The sequence below is a fragment of the Pseudomonas sp. p106 genome (assembly GCF_003936645.1).
GTDB lineage: Bacteria > Pseudomonadota > Gammaproteobacteria > Pseudomonadales > Pseudomonadaceae > Aquipseudomonas > Aquipseudomonas putida_E.
Window position 1 is genome coordinate 160,969 of record NZ_RHQR01000002.1, and the last position, 17,369, is coordinate 178,337.

The window sequence follows — 17,369 nt, forward strand, 5'->3', positions numbered from 1 at the left end:
CCCAGGTCGGCCCTTTTAACCAATAGAAAAAGTGCGGGGCTTCTATCAGTTGGCCGGATAACTCAAACCTTGCGTTCCAGTTGACGCTCGATCATGTACTTGATGGCCAGCCGGCGCTCCTTGAGGTGGCGCAGGTCGTCGTCCTGAAAGTTACCTGCTGAAATCGCCTCGGCAGCCAGTACCTGGTTGTCGATGTCGACGTACTCGTCGAGCATTCGGTCAAGGGTCTTGTCCTGTTGACGGCGCTGCTGGACGATCTCGCGGGGGTAGTGCAGGTCCTGGTACAGGTCGTGGGAAACGGGCATGGCATCCTCCTTGGTCAATGCAAATGGCTTATCTGATTGGAAGGGCGCGATGCGATTGTGTTGAAGCCAAGCGGATTAAATGCGACGGATGGTCGTTTTGCGGCGTGTGAACGGCCCGCAAAACACTAACCTGCTGTTTTAAAGCATTTTTTTTGCGCAAGGGGCTTCCCAGGTGCAAAGAATGTTGTTAAAGTGCCGCGCATTCCAAGACAACAACCCAGTTGTCACTCAGTTGGAATGGTCAGAGCAGCTAACGCTGCATCCGATACAGGGGCGTCGCCAAGCGGTAAGGCAGCAGGTTTTGATCCTGCCATGCGTTGGTTCGAATCCAGCCGCCCCTGCCATTTTCTCGTTAAACATCCATTCCTGATTCAGTGCAGATGACTATCGGCGCTGGCTTTTTCGTTTCTGGCGTTTGCGCAAGCCCATCGCCAGCTGACGACAATGGGCCCTGTCAGCTACAGCGCGATTACCTGTTCACCCGCAGCAGTTCATCCAGCACGCGGGCCAGTTCCTCAGCCTGCACCGGCTTCTGCATCACCAGGCTGTCCGGCAAATCCAGCCCTTCCAGCTCGGCATACCCTGTCAGAAACACCACCGGCAAGCGCGGATGCCGTTCACGTGCGGCCAAAGCCAGTTGAGCACCGTTGAATTCGGGCATGGCAAAGTCGGTCAGCAACAAGTCGATCTCGTCGTCCAGCTGGGCCAATGCCTGTTCGCCGCTGTGTGCCTGGCGTACCTGATAGCCGTACTGGCGCAACACATCGCCGAGCATGTCGCGCACCAGGTGGTCGTCATCCACCAGCAGCACCGTGCGGTCGCGGCCACTGTCGCTGATGGACTGCGACGCAGCCGGGATCACCGGGTCCGCCGCCAGCTCATGCTTCACTGCGGGCAGGTAAACGGCGACCTGGGTGCCATGCCCAGGCGCGGTGTCGATGCGCACACCGCCACCAGACTGCTTGGCAAAGCCGAACACCTGGGCCAGCCCCAGGCCCGAGCCTTTGCCGATGTCCTTGGTGGTGAAGAAGGGTTCGAACACCTTGGCCACCACCTCTTCGCTCATGCCGCAGCCGGTGTCGCGGATGCTCAGCATCACGTACTCGCCCGGCTCCGGGTCTTCTGGCCGCTGCGGGCGGGCCTTGATCCGGGTATTGCGTGTGGCCAGCGTCAACTGGCCACCGTCGGGCATGGCGTCGCGGGCGTTGATCGCCAGGTTGAGAATGATCATTTCGGTCTGGGTCGGGTCGGTCAGCGCTTGCCACAGGCTGTGGTCCAGGTCCAGGCGCACAGAAATGCTCCCGCCCAAGGTGCGGCGCAGCAATTCCTCCAGGCCGCCCAAGGTGCGGTTGAGGTTCAGCGGTACCGGTTCCAGGCGCTGGCGGCGGGAGAAGGCGAGCAGCTGTGAGGTCAGCTTGGCGCCGCGTTCACCCGCCTCGCGGATATGCGTCAGGCGTTTGCGCGCTTTTTCCAGGTCACCTTTGTCCAGGTCGCGCTCAAGGAAGCTTGAGCCGGTAAGGATGACTGTCAGCAGATTATTGAAGTCGTGTGCAACACCCGCCGTGAGCTGGCCGACCGCCTCCAGCCGTTGCATCTGCTGCAACGCTGCCTCTATGCGCTCGCGCTCGGTGATCTGTTCGCGCAGGCGGTCGTTGGCGTCGGCCAAGCCCATGGCTGCTTCGCGCTCGCTGGTGATGTCGCGGGCTACCACATAGAGCAGCGTGTCTTCCGGTACCACCACCCATGACAGCCAGCGCAACTGGCCGCCTGCATGCTGGATACGGCCGACGAAGCGCGCGCTGGTGCGGCCATGGGCGAGGGCGGCGAGTTCGGTCAGCAGTGCTTCCTGGTCCGGTTCGGGCAGCAACTGCAATAACGAGGTCTGGCTCAGGCGTTCGCGCGAGAAACCCAGGCTGGCCTCCCAGGCAGGGTTCAGTGCGACCGGTGTGAGGTCTTTGTTGAGCACCGCGAGCAAGTCCTGGGAAAGCTCCCAGGCCCGGTCACGCTCGCGGGTACGGCGCTCGACCCGCTCGCCAAGCATTTCGTTGAGCTGTTTGAGCGCCTGGGTCGCCAGGCGCTGGGCGTGGATGTCCTGGAGTACGCCCGAAAAGCGTGTGCAGTGGCCATCAACAAACTGGCTCTGACCGCTGCTGAGCAGCCAGCGCGGTTCCAGGCCGTTGGGTTGGGCAATGCGAAATTCGGCCCGGTAAAGCCCGTCGCTGTCCGGGCGCATGGCGTATTCCACCGTTTCGCGCACCCGTTGCACGTCTTCTGGATAGATGCCGGCATAGAAAACGTCAAGGCTCATCTCGGTGTCTACCGGCAGACCGAACAGCGTCTTGCAGCGGTCGTCCCAGATCAGCAGCCCTTCTTCCGGGCGAAAGTCCCAGGTACCCATGCCGGCTGCATCGATGGCAATCCGGGCGCGTGCCTCAAGGTCCGCCAGGGCTTCTTCGGCACGGCGCCGACGCTGACGTTCCTGCACTTCGGTAAGCGCCCTGCGCACCGCCTTGGGCAGCAACGACAGGTTTTTCTTCAGTACGTAGTCGGTGGCACCCAGGCGGATCATTTCCACCGCGTGCTCCTCACCGTATATGCCCGACAGGAAGATGAACGGCGTATCCGGCGCCAGGCGCTGGGCGATGGCCAGCACGTCGGTACCGGACGAGCCGGGCAGCACGCAGTCGCAAAGGATCAGGTCATAGCTGGCTTCGTGCAGGGCATGCTCGGCGGCAACATGATCGAACACCAGCTGCGACTGCAGCTGCAGTCCGCTGCGCTCCAGGCTCAGCAAGGTAAGCTCGGCATCCAGCGAGCTGTCTTCGACCATCAGTAATTTGAGCGGCGTTGGCAGCATGTTCGCGGCGGGCCTCAGTTGCTGCCACGCCGGTTGAGGCGTAGCGAGCCAGGTGGTGGTTCGTTGAGCACGGCCCAGAACACGCCGAGGTCGGAAATCGCCGCGACGAACTCCTTGAACTCCACGGGCTTGACCACGTAGGCGTTGACCCCCAGTTCATAAGCCCGCAGCAAGTCGGGCTCTTCCCGCGACGAGGTCAGCATCACCGTCGGGATGCTGCGCAGCTCGGGGGTGGCACGCACCTCCCTTAGCACTTCCAGGCCATCGACCTTGGGCAGTTTCAGGTCCAGTAGCAACACGGCGGGGTTGCCGTCGTCGCGCGCGGCATAGGCGTTACGCCGTAGCAGATAGTCGAGGGCATCAGCGCCGTCGCGCAGAACGATGACCTCGTTGGCCAACTGGCTACGCTCCAGAGCCAGGAGCGTCAGCTCCAGGTCCCGGGGGTTGTCTTCTACCAGCAGGATAGGTTTGAGCATGATTGAACCGGTGCCTCAGTTTGTTTCTGGATGACGTGGAAGAGTGAAATGGAAGCTGGCGCCCTGGTCGACCTGGCCTTGGGCCCAGACTCGGCCATCATGGCGCTCGATGATCCGCCGCACGCTGGCCAGACCTATTCCGGTGCCCTCGAAATCCTCCATGCGGTGCAGCCGCTGGAACACCCCGAAGAGTTTGTTGGCATAGGCCATGTCGAAGCCCACGCCATTATCGCGAATATAGACTTCGATTTCCTCCGCGTGCTGGTGTGCGCCGATTTCGATGCGCGCAGGTTCGCGGCCACGGGTGTACTTGATAGCGTTGGCGATCAGATTATGCAGCGCCAGGTTGATGAACGCCGGGTCACCGATCACCTTGGGCAGCGGTGCGACGTCCCAGACGATCTCGCGCCCTTCATAATCGGGCGCCAGTTCCTGGCGGATGGCTTCTACAAGCGCATTGAGGTCAACATCCGACAGGCGTAGGGCCGAGCGGCCCATCTGCGAGAAGTTGAGCAGGTTATCCACCAGGCTGCCGGCGAACTGCGCAGCTTCCTCGATGTGCTTGAGAAAGCGCCGGCCGCGTTCACTCAGGCCCTGGCCTTCGATCTCGCCTAGCAGTTCGGTGTAACCGGCGATATGCCGCAACGGTGCGCGCAGGTCGTGGGACACGCTGTAGCTGAAGGCTTCGAGCTCCTTGTTCGAACGGCGCAGCTCGTTGGCCAGTTGCGCCAGCTCTTCGGCCTTGCGCAGGACAATGCCGAGCACGGCGGTGCGCAGTTCGACCACGCCTTCGATCGTCAGCGGGTCCCATGGCTCGCAGTAGCCGCCCAGCTGTTCCTGCCAGTGTTCGAAGCTGTGCCGCGGGTTCAGCGCGCCCTGCGGGCCTATCTGTTTGTCGGGCCGTCCGGCCCAGTTGACCGTGCGCACCTGCTCGGGGCGGAACCACAGCAGGTAGTGCGAGTGGATCTGGGAAATGGCCACTGCCAGCACGCCACCGGCATGCTCGGCCAGCTCGGGCAGTTCGTCGATGTCGCGGCGCACGTTGTCACTGTGGAACACCGTCTCATCATGGCGCTGGGCCAGCCAGTGCACCAGCGCAGTGACCTGCGCTGCCGGCGGCGTCTGGCCAATCAGGTCGCAGCGCTCGGCGGAAATGACCGCTGCGCCGCTTGCCCCGGCGAAGGCCAGCAGCACCTCGGGCTGCGCGCGCAGGCCCTCGCTGACACTGTCATGGTCGGCCATCGAGGAGATCATGCGTACGATGTGCTGGCGCAGGTCGAGCAGCTTCCGGGTATTGGCGTGGGCCTCACGCGACTCGATCTGCAGCGACAGCACACTGGCCAGCAGCTCGCAGGCTGTGCGGGTGCGCAGGTCGACCGGTCGAGGTTGCTCGTGGTGGCACGACACCAGCCCCCACAGTTGCCCATCGACCACGATCGACAGTGACATCGACGCCAGGGTGCCCATGTTGCGCATGTACTGCAGGTGCACCGGCGATACGCTGCGCAACGCGGCGAAGCTCATGTCCAGCGGTTTGCCGGTGCGCGGGTTGGCCGCCGGCACCAGCGGTGAGGCCTGGTAGTCGGCATCTTCGATCACACGAATGCGGTTGACCCGATAGAGCTCGCGGGCCTGGCGGGGAATGTCCGACGCTGGGAAGCACAAACCCAAGTAGCGTGGATAGCCGGCATCAGCCACTTCAGCGAGCACCTGGCCATTGCCCTCTTTATCGAAGCTGTAGGCCTTGACCCGGCCAAAACCGGTGATTCGCTTTATCTGCAATACAGTCTGCTGCAGCAACGCTTCCAGGGTTGCGGCGTTGTTCAGGCTACTGACGAAACCCCGCACCAGGGGGTAATAATCGCCTTGGTCGACCGGGCCGACAGGCTGACGAACGGGCTCGAACTCAGCGATCAGTACCTGATCATGGCGATGGGTCAGCAGGCGCAGCCGGTCGTTGCAGGGTGCCCCATTGCGCAGGAGCACATCGCCGATGTGGAAGGGGAATACATCGTCGCCGGGCAGGCGCTCAAGATGGGAACGCAGATCGAAACTGTCGCTGACCACGTCGGCGAAGGTGCATCCCACCAGCTCAAGGGCGGGCACACCGAGCCAGCGTTCGACATTGTCGCTGGCCTGGAGGATACGCAGGTCCTGTTCATCCAGCACCAGCAGAAAACCATGTGGCTGGATGCTGCCGGGTACCTGGATCGGCTCCTGGGCGCAGCGTTCCACGGCTTCGGCGAGTGCGATGTCGGTGGTCGTCAATGGATACGCTCCTGTCATGTTCGTCCATGCATGGCGCGCATGCGTCTGATGCGGGCTCGGTGGCTGCTGCGCACCGTAACAGAATGCGCACTGCTTTGCCGGCCTATGGCCATTGGAGGCACTGGAGGCGCTTGGGTTCGATGCCAGCCGAAAATTTCTTTGCTGTGACCGGCTAACGGTCTAACCCTTTGTTGTTACTACCAAAGAATGGCGTGGAGTGGGCACAGGCAGGCCACCGGCTGCTACGCTCAGACTCAGGACGGAAAAACTAGGGACGTGTCAGTGAAGGGACGCTTTGTGGCCGTACTGTGGGGCCTGTTGTTGAGTGGCAGTGCCATGGCAGCGGACTTCCTCGTGGAGGTGCGGGTGCAGGTGCAGCGGGGCTGCATGCTGGTCAGCCAGCAGCGCGAGGCGGGGGCGCAGGACCTCGGTCGGATCGACCTGGGCGCTGCCGCACGTCTGGATGGGCCTGGTGCGCCCTTGAGCGGGGTGCTGCTAAACCAGCGCCCACCGCGACTGGAATGCAACCCCGACACGCCCTACCAGGTACGTGTCGACGGTGGCCTGCACGGTGGTGCCGGCGAACTGCGCTTCTTGGCCAGTAGCGACGCCAGGGCCCGGCCGATTCCCTATCGCCTGTACCGCGACGCGGCCTGGCGCGAGCCTGTGGTCGTGGGCCAGCCCCACGCCGCACGTGTGCCGGACAGCGGTACGGTCGAACTGCCACTGTACGCCCGGATCGACAAGTTGGCCTGGGTGCCGCACGCCGGTACGTATGCCGACTTGCTCAAAGTCACGGTCACCTGGTAGCGAGCCACCATGCACAAGGACGTCACGCCATGAACCGTACATCCATTCTGTTGCTCAGCCTGGGCCCGCTGCTGTTGCCCAGTGGTGGGGCACATGGCACAACCACCGGCTTTATCCAGGCTCGTTTGGTGATCAGCGCAGCGTGCCAGATCAGCAGTGGCGACCAGCCCCCGGCCACGCTCGGCAACCCGGGGCTGATGGACTTCGGCGAGCGTGGTCCGAACTGGGACCAGCCGCTGCGCAGCCGGGTTGACGAGGCAGGCGGCGAGGGCAGCCTGCAAATCAGCTGCACGCCCCAGGTCAGGGCCTTCAATGTGCGCATCAACGGCGGCCTCAATGGCAGCGATGGCGTACGGCGGCTCAGCAATGGCCGTGAAATGATCCCTTATCAATTGGCGCTCGACCCAGGCGGCAATAGCCGTTATGGCATCGGCCAGGCGCGTGCCTTCACCATCAGCAGCACCGAACAGATTCCGATTCCCATCTTCGGCGTAGTGGTAGCGCAACCGCGTGCGCTGCCGGCCGGGCTGTACCGCGACACGCTTAGAGTGACTCTGGACTGGTAATTCACGCAAGGAGACCCCGATGCGAACGAACCTCACCCACTGGATGCTCGCTGGCCTTGGCCTGGCGATGGCATGCCACGCCCAGGCCGCTACGGTGACCGGGACCATCAGCTCCACCCTGACATTGACGTCGGCGTGCCAGGTCAATGGCACCACAGGCACCTCGGGGTTGAACTTCGGTACCCTCAGCTTCGGCACCCAAGAGGCGCTGTTCACCACCGCCAACGGTGAGGTGCTCGGTGGCGGCGGCGGTGCGATGAGCATCCTCTGCTCCGCAGGTACGGTGCCAGCCATTCGCGTGCGAGCGGGGGCCAACGACGGTGCATCGGATGGCGGCACCCGGGCGCTGGCAGACGGCAACGGCAACTTCGTGCCTTACGACTTCTATACCGACACCGGGCGCACCCAACTGTTGGACATCGACGGCACCATCACGCTGCCGACCAGCACCGGGGTTGCTCAGACCGTCAACCTCTACGGTCAGGCACGCGGCAAGGCGGGGCTGCCGGCAGGGGTATACACCGATACGGTGGCCGTCGAGCTGTCGTTCTGAGCCGCGGCCATGCGCTATTGGCTGGGTGGCTGCCTTGCAGGCCTGGGTGCGCTGCTGGCGACGCCACTGGATGCCGCAACCAGCAGCACCTTCCAGGTCACGGCGACGATCACCGCAGGCTGCCTGGTGGTGGGCGGCGTCACCCAGTATGGCGTGCTCGACTACGGGACGCAGTCGGCCTTGTCGACCGGGGTCCTCAGTACCTCATTGGGGGGCGCCACAGTGACCTTCCAGTGCACGCCCGGCGTGAGCCTGAGCATGAGCCTGGACGGTGGCCAGAACGTGGTGACCGGCACGCGCTTCCTCAAACGCAGCGGCGGCACGCAGCTGCTGGCCTACCAACTGTACCAGGACGCGGCCTACAGCCAGAGCATCGCAGTGGGCCAGAGCGTGACGCTGAACAACAGCGACCCGACGACGATCAAGCTGTCGGTGTATGGCCGCACGCAGCTCACCGGCCTTGTGCCGGCCGGGACTTACACCGACGTCGTGCAAGTGACGGTGACCTGGTGAAATACCGGGGCCCCTGACAATAAAATAAATCAAGGAGAGCGGTATGCGGGCAAGCGCGAAGTGGGCGCGGGGTTTGATCGGGTCATTGCTGCTGGCGAGCTTGCCGGCGGGGGCTGCCACCTCGGTGCTGATCTGGCCGATAGACCCGGTGCTGGAGGCTGACCAGAAGGCCGGCGCGCTGTGGCTGGAGAACCGTGGCAGCGCTCCGGCGAGCCTACAGGTGCGGGTTTTCGCCTGGCGTCAGGGCGACATGCAGGAGCAGTTCCAGGCCCAGCGGGAGATCATCGGCAGCCCGCCGGTAGCCACCATCGCCCCCGGCCAGAAACAACTGATCCGCCTGACCCGCACTGGCAGCTCACCGGCCGGCCAGGAGCAGGCTTACCGCATCATCATCGACGAAATTCCCTCGCCACTGCCCTCGGACAACGCCAGTCAGGGCGCTACCGCAGCCATCCGCCTGCAGATGCGCTACTCGGTACCGTTGTTCGTCTATGGCGAAGGCTTGTGGGGCAAGCCGGACCCGGAGGGCAAGCGCAGCGCCAGCGGCGTAGGCAAGCCGCAACTGAGCTGGCGGCCGGTGACGGTGCAGGGCAAACCCTATGTAGAACTGCGCAACACCGGCCCGGTGCATGCCCGGCTGACCGATGTGGTGGTGCAGCAGGGCGGCCAGGCAAGGCCACTGGCCGAGGGGCTGCTTGGGTATGTATTGCCCGGGGCCAGCATGCGCTGGCCGGCACCGGTTGCACCGAACAGCAGTGGCGTACTCAAGGGCAGGGTGAACGGTCAGGAGGTGGCCGAAGCGATCCGCCAAGGGCAATGAAACCACTATTGAATGAATGTCAGGGGCCAGGGAGGACCCGGCGATGGTCGGAATGCGTGTGTGAAATGGCTGTCGCAGGCGATGCGCCGCTGGTGCCTGGGGCTCGCGGTAATCGGCCCCGGCCTGGTGGTGGCCGACGAGCTGCCGCCGCCGCCCACCGAGGCCGCCGCCATTGCCGACGCCACACTGTATCTGGACCTGCTGGTGAACCAGGTGCCCAGGGCTGAGCTGGTGCCGGTGCAGCAGCGCGCCGGCGGGCTGTTCCTCGACAGCCAGGTGCTGCGCGCTGCCGGCATCGCCCTGCCGGGCAATCCGCAAGGCGAGGTGGCCCTGGATACCGTCGCGGGCCTGCACAGCGACTACGACAGCCAGAACCAGCGCCTGCTGCTGCAAGTGCCACCGGCCTGGCTCCCGGACCAGCAAGTCGGCGACCGTAACCTGTACCCGGCCAGCGATGCGCGCAGCAGTTTCGGCGCGTTGTTCAACTACGACCTGTACCTCAACGACACCGACGAGGGTGGCACTTACCTGGCTGCGTGGAATGAGCTGCGCCTGTTCGACAGCTGGGGCACCTTTGCCAGCACCGGCCAGTGGCGGCAGTCGTTCAACGGCGCCGCGGCCGACGACAGCCGCCAGGGTTTCCTGCGCTACGACACCACCTGGCGCTTCACCGACGAGCAGCGCCTGCTGACTTACGAAGCGGGCGACTTCGTCACCGGTGCGTTGCCCTGGACCAGTTCGGTGCGGGTAGGCGGCCTGCAGTTGTCGCGTGACTTTGCCGCCCGCCCTGACCTGGTCACTTATCCGTTGCCTGCTTTCGCGGGAGAGGCGGCGGTGCCGACCTCACTGGACCTGTTCATCAACGGCTACAAGTCCAGCACCGCCGAGTTGCAGCCAGGCCCCTACACCCTGACCAACGTGCCGTTCATCAACGGTGCCGGCGAGGCCGTGGTGGTTACCACCGACGCACTTGGGCGCCAGGTTTCCACCACGTTGCCGTTCTACGTCACCAGCAGCCTGCTGCAAAAAGGTCTGTCGGATTTCTCGATGGCCGCCGGCAGCCTGCGCCGAGACTATGCAGTGCGCGACTTCAGCTACGGGCCCGGCGTCGCCTCGGCCAGCCTGCGCCATGGCGTCAGCGATTTCTTTACCCTCGAAAGCCATGTCGAAACCGCAGAGTCGTTGCTGCTTGGCGGTGTGGGCGCGAATGTGCGCCTGGGCACGTTCGGTGTACTGAACGCTGCGACGGCGCAGAGCCAGTACGATGGCGAAAAGGGCCACCAGGTCGCCCTCGGCTATCAGTACAACAGCCAGCGCCTGGGTTTCAGCTATCAGCGCTTGCAGCGTCATGGTGATTACGCCGACCTGAGCCGGGTCGACAGCCTGGACATGCAATTGAGCCAGCGCAGCGAGCAGGTCACCCTGAGCCTGAACCTCGACCGCTTCGGCAGCCTCGGCGCGGGCTACTTCGATGTGCGCGCCGGTGACGGCTCGCGCACCCGGCTGATCAACCTGAGCTGGAGCAAACCGCTGTGGGGCAATAGCAGTGTCTACCTCTCGGCCAACCGTGAGGTCGGCGACAGCCAATGGGCGGTGCAGGCGCAATGGGTGATCCCGATCGACTTCAGCGGCACCCTGGCCGTGAGCATGGAGCGCAGCAAGGAAGGCGAGGATTTGCAGCGGGTCAACTACAGCCGCGCGGTGCCGGTGGGCGGTGGTGTTGGCTACAACCTTGGCTACGCCACTGGGGGTGATCGCGATGCCTACCGCCAGGCCGACGCCACCTGGCGCTTGCAGTCGGTGCAATTGCAGGCCGGCGTGTACGGCAGCAGCGGCGAAATGACCCGCTGGGCCGATGCCAGCGGCTCGCTGGTGTGGATGGACGCCGGGGTGTTCGCCGCCAACCGTATCGACGATGCCTTTGTGGTGGTCAGCACCGGCGGCTATGCCGATGTGCCCGTGCGTTACGAAAACCAGGAGATCGGCCGCACCGACCGCAACGGCCACCTGCTGGTGCCGTACAGCAGCGGCTACTACCGCGGCAAGTACGAGATCGACCCCATGGACCTGCCACCCGATGTGCTCGCGGCGCAGGTGGAGCAGCGGGTCGCGGTACGCCGTGGCAGCGGCTACTTGCTGGAATTCCCGCTCAAGCGCGTGCTGGCGGCGAGCGTCGAGCTGGTCGATGGCAACCAGCAGCCGCTCAAGCTGGGCAGTACGGTCAGCCATCGTGAAAGTGGCAGCCAGGCGGTGGTGGGCTGGGACGGACTGGTGTATCTGGAGAACCTCTCAGCGCACAACCACCTGCAGGTTGGGCTGGAGGGAGGTGGGCAGTGCCAGGTCGAGTTCGACTTGCCGCAGGCAGAAGGCTCCATCCCGTTGATCGGCCCGTTGGTATGCCGATGAGGAGGGGATTGCTCGGCCTGGTGATCGCAATGCTATGGCTACCTGTGGGTTCGGTCTGGGCGTTATGCTCGTCCGTCGCGACCGCGCCAGCGGCGTTCGGCACCGTCAACTCAACGCTGGTGCGCACTGCCATCCAGAGTGCTTCCACCATCAATGCGGGTTTGCAGTGCACCGGGTCGTTGTTGTCCCTGCTAGTGAGCAGTGACCACTTCTACCTCACCATTACATCAGCTACCAGCGGGCTGGTGGGGCCGACCGGGGATGTCATCCCGTATACGATCTATGCCAATAATACGACCAGCTACCCCATCACCCGCAGCGCGCAGTTCGACTTCGCACGCAATGGCCTGATCGACGCCCTGGGCCTGCTCAATGGCAATTCCCCTAAGTCTGTGCCGCTGTATCTGAAGACTACGGTTGGCGCCAACGTGGCCGCCGGCGTCTATACCGAGACGCTGAACCTTGCCTGGGTCTGGAACTATTGCTCGGGCATTGGCCTGGGCAATCTGTGCCTGGGGCGCGACACGGGTTCGGGTAACCAGACCCTCACGGTGACCCTGACGGTAAGTAATGATTGCCAGATCACAACGCCGACCATCAGCTTTGGCAGCGCACCGGTAGTGGCGGGGTTCGGCACGGTGAACCAGAGCGTGAACCTTTCCTGCACCAAGGGCAGTAGCTACACGGTCGGGCTGGATGACGGGCAGAACGCATCTGGCGGGCGTCGGAGGATGAAGTCTGCTGCCAACGACTACCTGGCCTACGACATCTTCAAGAGCGCGGGCGCGGTACGTTGGGGAGCAGTGGGTGGCGCGCGGCGTTCCAGCAGCGATGCCAACGTCAACCCTGGGGTGGGGACTGGCACCGGTAGCCAGGTGTTCAACTACAACGCCAAGGTCTATACCGACCAGGCGACACCGCCGGCGGCGACCTATACCGACAATGTGATACTCGATGTGCAGTTTTGACCGGGTATGTCTGCGCCGGCCTCTTCGCGGGCTTGCCCCGCGAAAAGGCCGGCACTGATCAGCGCAAATCGTCAGCCATCTTCAGCAAGGTCTCCAGCACCGCCCCTGCCAATGCCTTGGACCGCTCTCCCGACCAGCCGGTCACCGGGTTGGGCGCATCGTCATGGTCCTTGAACGGCATCTCAAGGGTCAGCGACAGGCAGTCGTACGCCATGCCCACCGCATTGCACGCCAGTGTCGTATTGGCCTGCCCAGGCTCATCGCGGGTATAGCCATACTTGGTCTGGAAGTCAGGCGTAACGCTGCACAAGGTGCTGCGGAACTGCTCCTCAAGCTTGGCCAGGCGTGGCGTGTACCCCGGGTTACCCTCACACGCTGCGGTGAACACGTGCGGGATTTCTTCATCCCCATGCACATCGATGAACGCATCCACCCCGTACTGCTTCATCTGCGCCTGGGCAAAGAACACCTCCGGGCTAGCCTCGACGCTGGCATCCTGCCAGGCCCGGTTGAGGTCCTGGCCTTTGAAGTTGGTGCGCAGGTGGCCGAGGAAGGCGCCATCCGGGTTCATGTTTGCGATCAGGTACAGGTCAGCCTTGGCCAGCAATTGCTGGACGACGGCGTCATTGGCTTGAAGACGGTCGATCACCCCCTCCATGAACCACTCGGCCATGTGCTCGCCCGGGTGCTGCTGGGCGATCAGCCATAGCTTGCGTTTGCCTGCGGCTCCGTCGCCTGCGCGCAACAGCGGAATGTCGCGGCCCTGTACGCTGCGGCCATGGGCCAGCAGTTCGACACCGGGAATCTGCTGGGCACGCTCGATCAACTGGTTGTGGCGCGCACGCGGGTAGGGCTCGAAGTAGGCGAACCAGATCTGCTCCTGCTCGGCTTTCACTTCGAAGGCCAGTGCCTTGCCATCGAACTGGCTGGGCACACGGAACCAGGTTTGCTGGTCGTAGGAAGCCACGGCGTTGTAGCCGGCCCAGGCGTTCTTGTAGGAAGACTCGCTGGCGTTGTCCAGGCTGAAGCGATGGGCCTGACCGGGCGTGAGGCCGCTGACCTTGAAGTGGAACCACTGGAAGTGGCCGCTGTGGGTGTCCGGGCGAATGGCCAGGTGGACCTGGGCAGGGTTGCTGGCATCCAGGACCTGGATGTTGCCGGAATCGAAAGCGCAGTCGATCTGCAGAGGGGACAGCGTCACGGTCATTGGCGTGGCTCCTTGGGCTTTGTTGTGGGGGTACTGTACACCCCTCGTGGGGGAGGCTGTGTACAAAAAACAGCACCCTCAATGATTTCCTATTGTTGGGAAGTTAATTGCAGGCTGATTAAGCAGTTGATAGATCGAACTGGAATGGGCGGGTCAGGACGGACTAGTACGATGTTGGGTTCAAGAATCCTACACGTTTTTAGGGTATTTCATTCAGTAATCCCGCTTGTGTGTATTGCCTGTGTGGGTTCGTATATGCATTGAAAAAATAGTGGAACGGTTAGGCGTGTTGGTCAGCGCCCTGTCGTCAGTAACCGGAGTGGGTGGCGTGCCTGCAAAAACTTCTTCCCTGTCGATTTTGCTCATTCTTATCAGTCTGCTGGGTGTATTCCCACTCGACGTCATTTTGCCTTCTGTTCCGCAGATGGCTGAGTATTTTGCAGTCGATACAAAGCGCATTGCCTATTCAGTGAGTTTATTTGCGCTGGGTGTGGCTCTATCCCAAGCGGTGATCGGCCCGCTTTCCGATTGTGTGGGAAGAAAACGCTTGCTGATCGCTGGGCTCTTGGTAGGCATCGCAGGGGCAATCGGCTGCATGCGCACCACTCACTATGAGACCTTCATGGTGTTTCGCCTGTTGCAGGCCATGGGCTGTGGCTGTTTCGTACTAAGCCAAGCGCTGGTGCAGGATAGTTACAGTGGCCAGCAGCGCAATGCGATGCGAATTCTGCTGACCAGTGCAAGCGGCGTCTTTATCGCGTTGTCGCCGTTAGCAGGCAGCGTGCTTCAGCAATATTGGGGGTGGCAGGGGAGTTTTCAGGCATTTGTCATGCTTGCAGTATTGGTGCTGTTACTTTGTTTGATGTTATTGGGTGAAGATAGAGCCTCTCGCTATCGGGGAGGTTTTTTGCCTGGCTATTGCCAGATTCTGAAGGACAGAAAGTTTCTTGTGTATTCGATCTTCTCCTGTTTGGCATTTTGCCTGTCACTTTTCATTTGTTGTCGTATCCCCCTTGTTGCTGATGGGGCCGCTAGGGTTGACGGAGTTCGCCTTCTCCATGGTGTTCCTCTTGTATGGGTTGGCCTACATGGTCGGCGGTGTAGTTGCCAATTCGCTGAATCGAAGTATGAGTACACAGGCGCAGATTGGTTGTGGATTTGCACTGATAGGCACCGCTGGCATTGCCCTGCACCTTGCCATTTCAAGCGGTGCACTGGTGCTCATCGATCTTGTATTGCCATTAACCTTATGCACAATCGGCACGACGATCGTCCGCCCGGCTGCAACCACGTACGCACTCAGTCGGCATCCCGATCGCGCAGGGGCTGCTGCATCGGTCAGCAACACATTGCTCTTTGCGTGCGGTGGGGGCGTTAGCCTGCTGGTGGCTTCATCAGGAGAGGTGAGTCTGGCAATGCATCTGGCAGTGAGTTTTATAGCCTCTTGCCTATCAGGCTGGTTGCTCCTTGCTTGCGTGTCCGGGCTATTCGGACATCAGACTTGATTTGGCAGGGGTACTGGCTTTGCATCCTGCCGACCCTGACGGCTTACGCCCAGTAGCCAAACAGCACCAGCACCGCCACGCCCAGCCCTACTACAATCGAACACCCACCCAACGAAATCGCCGCTCGCCCTTGCCGATACCAGCCATCGTGCCCCAGCTCCCTCGCTGGGGCGAGCAGGCTGCGCCAGCGCAGTTCGGTGTCATGGAAGGCTTGCAGGTGCGCTGCATCGGCGTCCAGCCAGCGTCGAAAATCAATGCGCTCGCAGGCGGTGGCCTCAGGGCTCTGCAGCCGTACATACCATTGGCTGGCAGCGCTGGCCACAGCATCACCGTGCGGGCGGGCCGTTTGCAGGGCCTGGTTCATGTGCCGTTCGATGCTCAGCAAGGGCAAGTCGAGGCGCCTGGCGATGCCGGCGAAGTCCAGCTGGTCCAGGCGATTGAGCAGGAACACTTGCTGAACGCGGCGTGGCAAGCGCTTGAGCCCGTGCAGCAGGGCATCCTCGGCGTCGTGGCCGGTAGCGGGCGTTGGGTGCTCAAAAGGCAGCAGCAGGCGGCTCATGGTCAGCTCCTTGCTCAAGAGTAGGGGTGGGGGCATCTTCCGTGATGCGAAACCAGCTTAGTAGAAACGAGATTGATTCTCAAGTGCTGATTCCGCAAAGTTTTGTAATGAGCGTTCACGCCCTGACACACTTTTGCTATCATCGCGGCCATCAAAGATCTTCATTAGCCTGAAGAGCCAAAAAAAAAGACCCGGCAAAAAGCCGGGTCAAAAACCGTGATTAGCCTGATGAGGAGATAATCTGAGAGCGACCTAAGCTCCAGGTTATCCAGCAGATCTCGCGATCAGCTGAGTGCAATAATAATCGTTATCATTTGCCAGTCAAATGATTTTTCACCTATCCGGTAAAAACTTTTGCTGGAGCACTCCCTTGTCCCGGCAATCGGGGCCCCTTGCCGTTACCTGGCCACCACGTCTCTCCCTATTCCAGTTCCAGTCTAAAGACCGCTCTGCACGGTCCGCTTGTGCTCCAGCAGCGCCCTGGCCATGTCCATCATGTGCATCAGTGCAAAGGTCAGCTCGCGGTGGCTGCCTTCCTGATGGGTGGCGGTTTCATGGGCGGTGGCGGCCGCGCAGCGCAGCAGCGCGATGGCGTGCTCCTGGGCCTGGTCTGCGGTGACGCCTTCGTGGAGTGTCCAGATCTTGTTGTCGATGCTGGGGCGCGGCGGGTTGGGGTTGAGGTAGTAGTCGAGGGCGCGGCGGGCTGCTTCGCTGTCGAGTTCTGTTTCGTCGTTTTTCGGTGGTTTCATCGCGATACCTTCTGATTTCCCTTCAAACACAATGAAATCAGAGCATAGGTCAATCTGTACTATTAATCCTGTCACAAATAATTCAGAGTGTGTATTGAAGCGGCTAATACAGTCCGTATTGTTGCCGCTCATGGAAAACTGGAACGCATTTCTCAAGCGCTACAAGCGCGAACATAATCTCAGCCAGCTCAAGCTGGCCGAACGTCTGGGCATGACTCAGGGCGGCGTGGGCCATTGGCTGCGTGGGACGCGGCGGCCAACGCTGATCACCATCAACGAGAAACTGGAAAAGCTCGGGTTGGTGTACCTGGAGGCCCAGGTCATGGTGGTTGAACGTGAGGTCAATGACCTCACGCGTGAATCCAGGGGCACCTACGGCCCCGCACGGCCTTTGTCGGTTGAGGCGCTGCGTTATGCAAGCTTCCGTTTCCCTGTGCTGAGCTGGGCTGATCTGCAGGGGCCTTTACCTGAAAAGAGCGACCTGCACGAACAGACTGACTATATGCCGGCGGGTAATGCATTTTGGCTGGCAGTGGAAAACGACTCGATGAACGCCGCCAGTGGCAAGAGCGTGCCGGAAGGTATGCGTATCCTGATCGATACGGGGCTCGAGGCGCAGCCGGGCAAGTTGGTGATTGCCAGGCAGCCGGGGCGCTTGGCGGTCTTGCGGCAATTGATCGAAGAGGGTGGGGAGCGGATGCTCAAGCCCCTGAATACCCGTTATCCGACGGTTTTGTGTGAGCCAGGGTGTGAGTTTCTGGGGGTGGTTGTGCGGGTGCACGGCACCTTCTAGATTGCCGGGGCTGC

General features: G+C 62.1%; 15 protein-coding genes, 1 tRNA gene and 1 pseudogene. 10 read left to right on the top strand and 7 right to left on the bottom strand.

The genetic code is table 11. From position 1 onward, the window contains the following. Positions 1 to 62: 62 nt before the first annotated feature. Complete coding sequence (locus tag EGJ09_RS03360; RefSeq protein ID WP_039602799.1) at positions 63 to 305, bottom strand: hypothetical protein; 243 nt, start codon at positions 303 to 305, stop codon at positions 63 to 65. A 269-nt stretch (positions 306 to 574) separates the two neighbouring features. On the opposite strand from EGJ09_RS03360, the gene EGJ09_RS03365 reads away from it, so the two are divergent. Then, positions 575 to 649: transfer RNA gene (locus tag EGJ09_RS03365), tRNA-Gln, on the top strand. 125 nt (positions 650 to 774) lie between these two features. On the opposite strand, the gene EGJ09_RS03370 is transcribed toward EGJ09_RS03365, so the two are convergent. From EGJ09_RS03370 to EGJ09_RS03380, 3 genes are read right to left on the bottom strand one after another with little or no spacing between them, the layout of a single operon-like run. Next, entirely contained in the window at positions 775 to 3,162 is a 2,388-nt protein-coding gene (locus EGJ09_RS03370; RefSeq protein ID WP_125923222.1) for a hybrid sensor histidine kinase/response regulator, read from the bottom strand. 14 nt (positions 3,163 to 3,176) lie between these two features. Further along, a complete protein-coding gene (locus tag EGJ09_RS03375) occupies positions 3,177 to 3,638 on the bottom strand; it encodes a response regulator (RefSeq protein WP_046787299.1) in 462 nt (153 codons plus the stop codon). 15 nt (positions 3,639 to 3,653) lie between these two features. Further along, positions 3,654 to 5,924 (bottom strand): ATP-binding protein, encoded by a 2,271-nt coding sequence (locus EGJ09_RS03380; protein WP_046787298.1) that lies wholly within the window; start codon positions 5,922 to 5,924, stop codon positions 3,654 to 3,656. Between the two features lie 318 nt (positions 5,925 to 6,242). Between EGJ09_RS03380 and EGJ09_RS03385 the strand changes: the two genes are divergently transcribed. The 7 genes from EGJ09_RS03385 to EGJ09_RS03415 all read left to right on the top strand — a co-directional run bounded on the left by EGJ09_RS03385 (position 6,243) and on the right by EGJ09_RS03415 (position 12,542). After that, positions 6,243 to 6,716 (top strand): spore coat U domain-containing protein, encoded by a 474-nt coding sequence (locus tag EGJ09_RS03385; protein WP_371928064.1) that lies wholly within the window; start codon positions 6,243 to 6,245, stop codon positions 6,714 to 6,716. Between the two features lie 29 nt (positions 6,717 to 6,745). Continuing rightward, positions 6,746 to 7,282, top strand: coding sequence for a spore coat U domain-containing protein (locus tag EGJ09_RS03390; protein WP_039602589.1), 537 nt, complete (start codon positions 6,746 to 6,748; stop codon positions 7,280 to 7,282). A gap of 19 nt (positions 7,283 to 7,301) precedes the next feature. Further along, positions 7,302 to 7,835, top strand: coding sequence for a spore coat protein U domain-containing protein (locus EGJ09_RS03395; RefSeq protein WP_115275342.1), 534 nt, complete (start codon positions 7,302 to 7,304; stop codon positions 7,833 to 7,835). Between the two features lie 9 nt (positions 7,836 to 7,844). Continuing rightward, entirely contained in the window at positions 7,845 to 8,348 is a 504-nt protein-coding gene (locus EGJ09_RS03400) for a spore coat U domain-containing protein (protein ID WP_115275341.1), read from the top strand. A gap of 43 nt (positions 8,349 to 8,391) precedes the next feature. Then, the gene (locus EGJ09_RS03405) at positions 8,392 to 9,168 is read left to right on the top strand and encodes a molecular chaperone (protein ID WP_115275340.1); all 777 of its coding nucleotides are present in this window, start codon (positions 8,392 to 8,394) and stop codon (positions 9,166 to 9,168) included. Positions 9,169 to 9,249: 81 nt separating this feature from the next. Beyond that, a complete protein-coding gene (locus tag EGJ09_RS03410; protein ID WP_239539371.1) occupies positions 9,250 to 11,574 on the top strand; it encodes a fimbria/pilus outer membrane usher protein in 2,325 nt (774 codons plus the stop codon). Next, the gene (locus EGJ09_RS03415) at positions 11,565 to 12,542 is read left to right on the top strand and encodes a spore coat U domain-containing protein (protein ID WP_125923225.1); all 978 of its coding nucleotides are present in this window, start codon (positions 11,565 to 11,567) and stop codon (positions 12,540 to 12,542) included. The genes EGJ09_RS03410 and EGJ09_RS03415 overlap by 10 nt, the downstream gene beginning before the upstream one ends. 58 nt (positions 12,543 to 12,600) lie before the next feature. Here the strand turns inward: EGJ09_RS03415 and EGJ09_RS03420 are convergent, their stop codons facing one another. Continuing rightward, positions 12,601 to 13,749 carry a M14-type cytosolic carboxypeptidase gene (locus EGJ09_RS03420; RefSeq protein ID WP_119688621.1) on the bottom strand — a complete coding sequence of 383 codons (1,149 nt, stop codon included), beginning with the start codon at positions 13,747 to 13,749 and terminating at the stop codon, positions 12,601 to 12,603. A gap of 328 nt (positions 13,750 to 14,077) precedes the next feature. On the opposite strand from EGJ09_RS03420, the pseudogene EGJ09_RS03425 reads away from it, so the two are divergent. After that, a pseudogene (locus EGJ09_RS03425) lies at positions 14,078 to 15,254 on the top strand (MFS transporter). A gap of 43 nt (positions 15,255 to 15,297) precedes the next feature. Here EGJ09_RS03425 and EGJ09_RS03430 read toward each other — a convergent pair. Beyond that, on the bottom strand, positions 15,298 to 15,813 hold the full coding sequence (locus tag EGJ09_RS03430; protein WP_125923226.1) for a DUF4880 domain-containing protein: 516 nt from the start codon (positions 15,811 to 15,813) through the stop codon (positions 15,298 to 15,300). A 437-nt stretch (positions 15,814 to 16,250) separates the two neighbouring features. Further along, positions 16,251 to 16,562, bottom strand: coding sequence for a DUF6124 family protein (locus tag EGJ09_RS03435; RefSeq protein WP_046787295.1), 312 nt, complete (start codon positions 16,560 to 16,562; stop codon positions 16,251 to 16,253). Between the two features lie 130 nt (positions 16,563 to 16,692). Here EGJ09_RS03435 and EGJ09_RS03440 point away from each other — a divergent pair, with 130 nt between their 5' ends. Continuing rightward, positions 16,693 to 17,355 (top strand): LexA family transcriptional regulator, encoded by a 663-nt coding sequence (locus tag EGJ09_RS03440; protein WP_115275336.1) that lies wholly within the window; start codon positions 16,693 to 16,695, stop codon positions 17,353 to 17,355. The last annotated feature ends 14 nt before the right edge of the window (positions 17,356 to 17,369 follow it).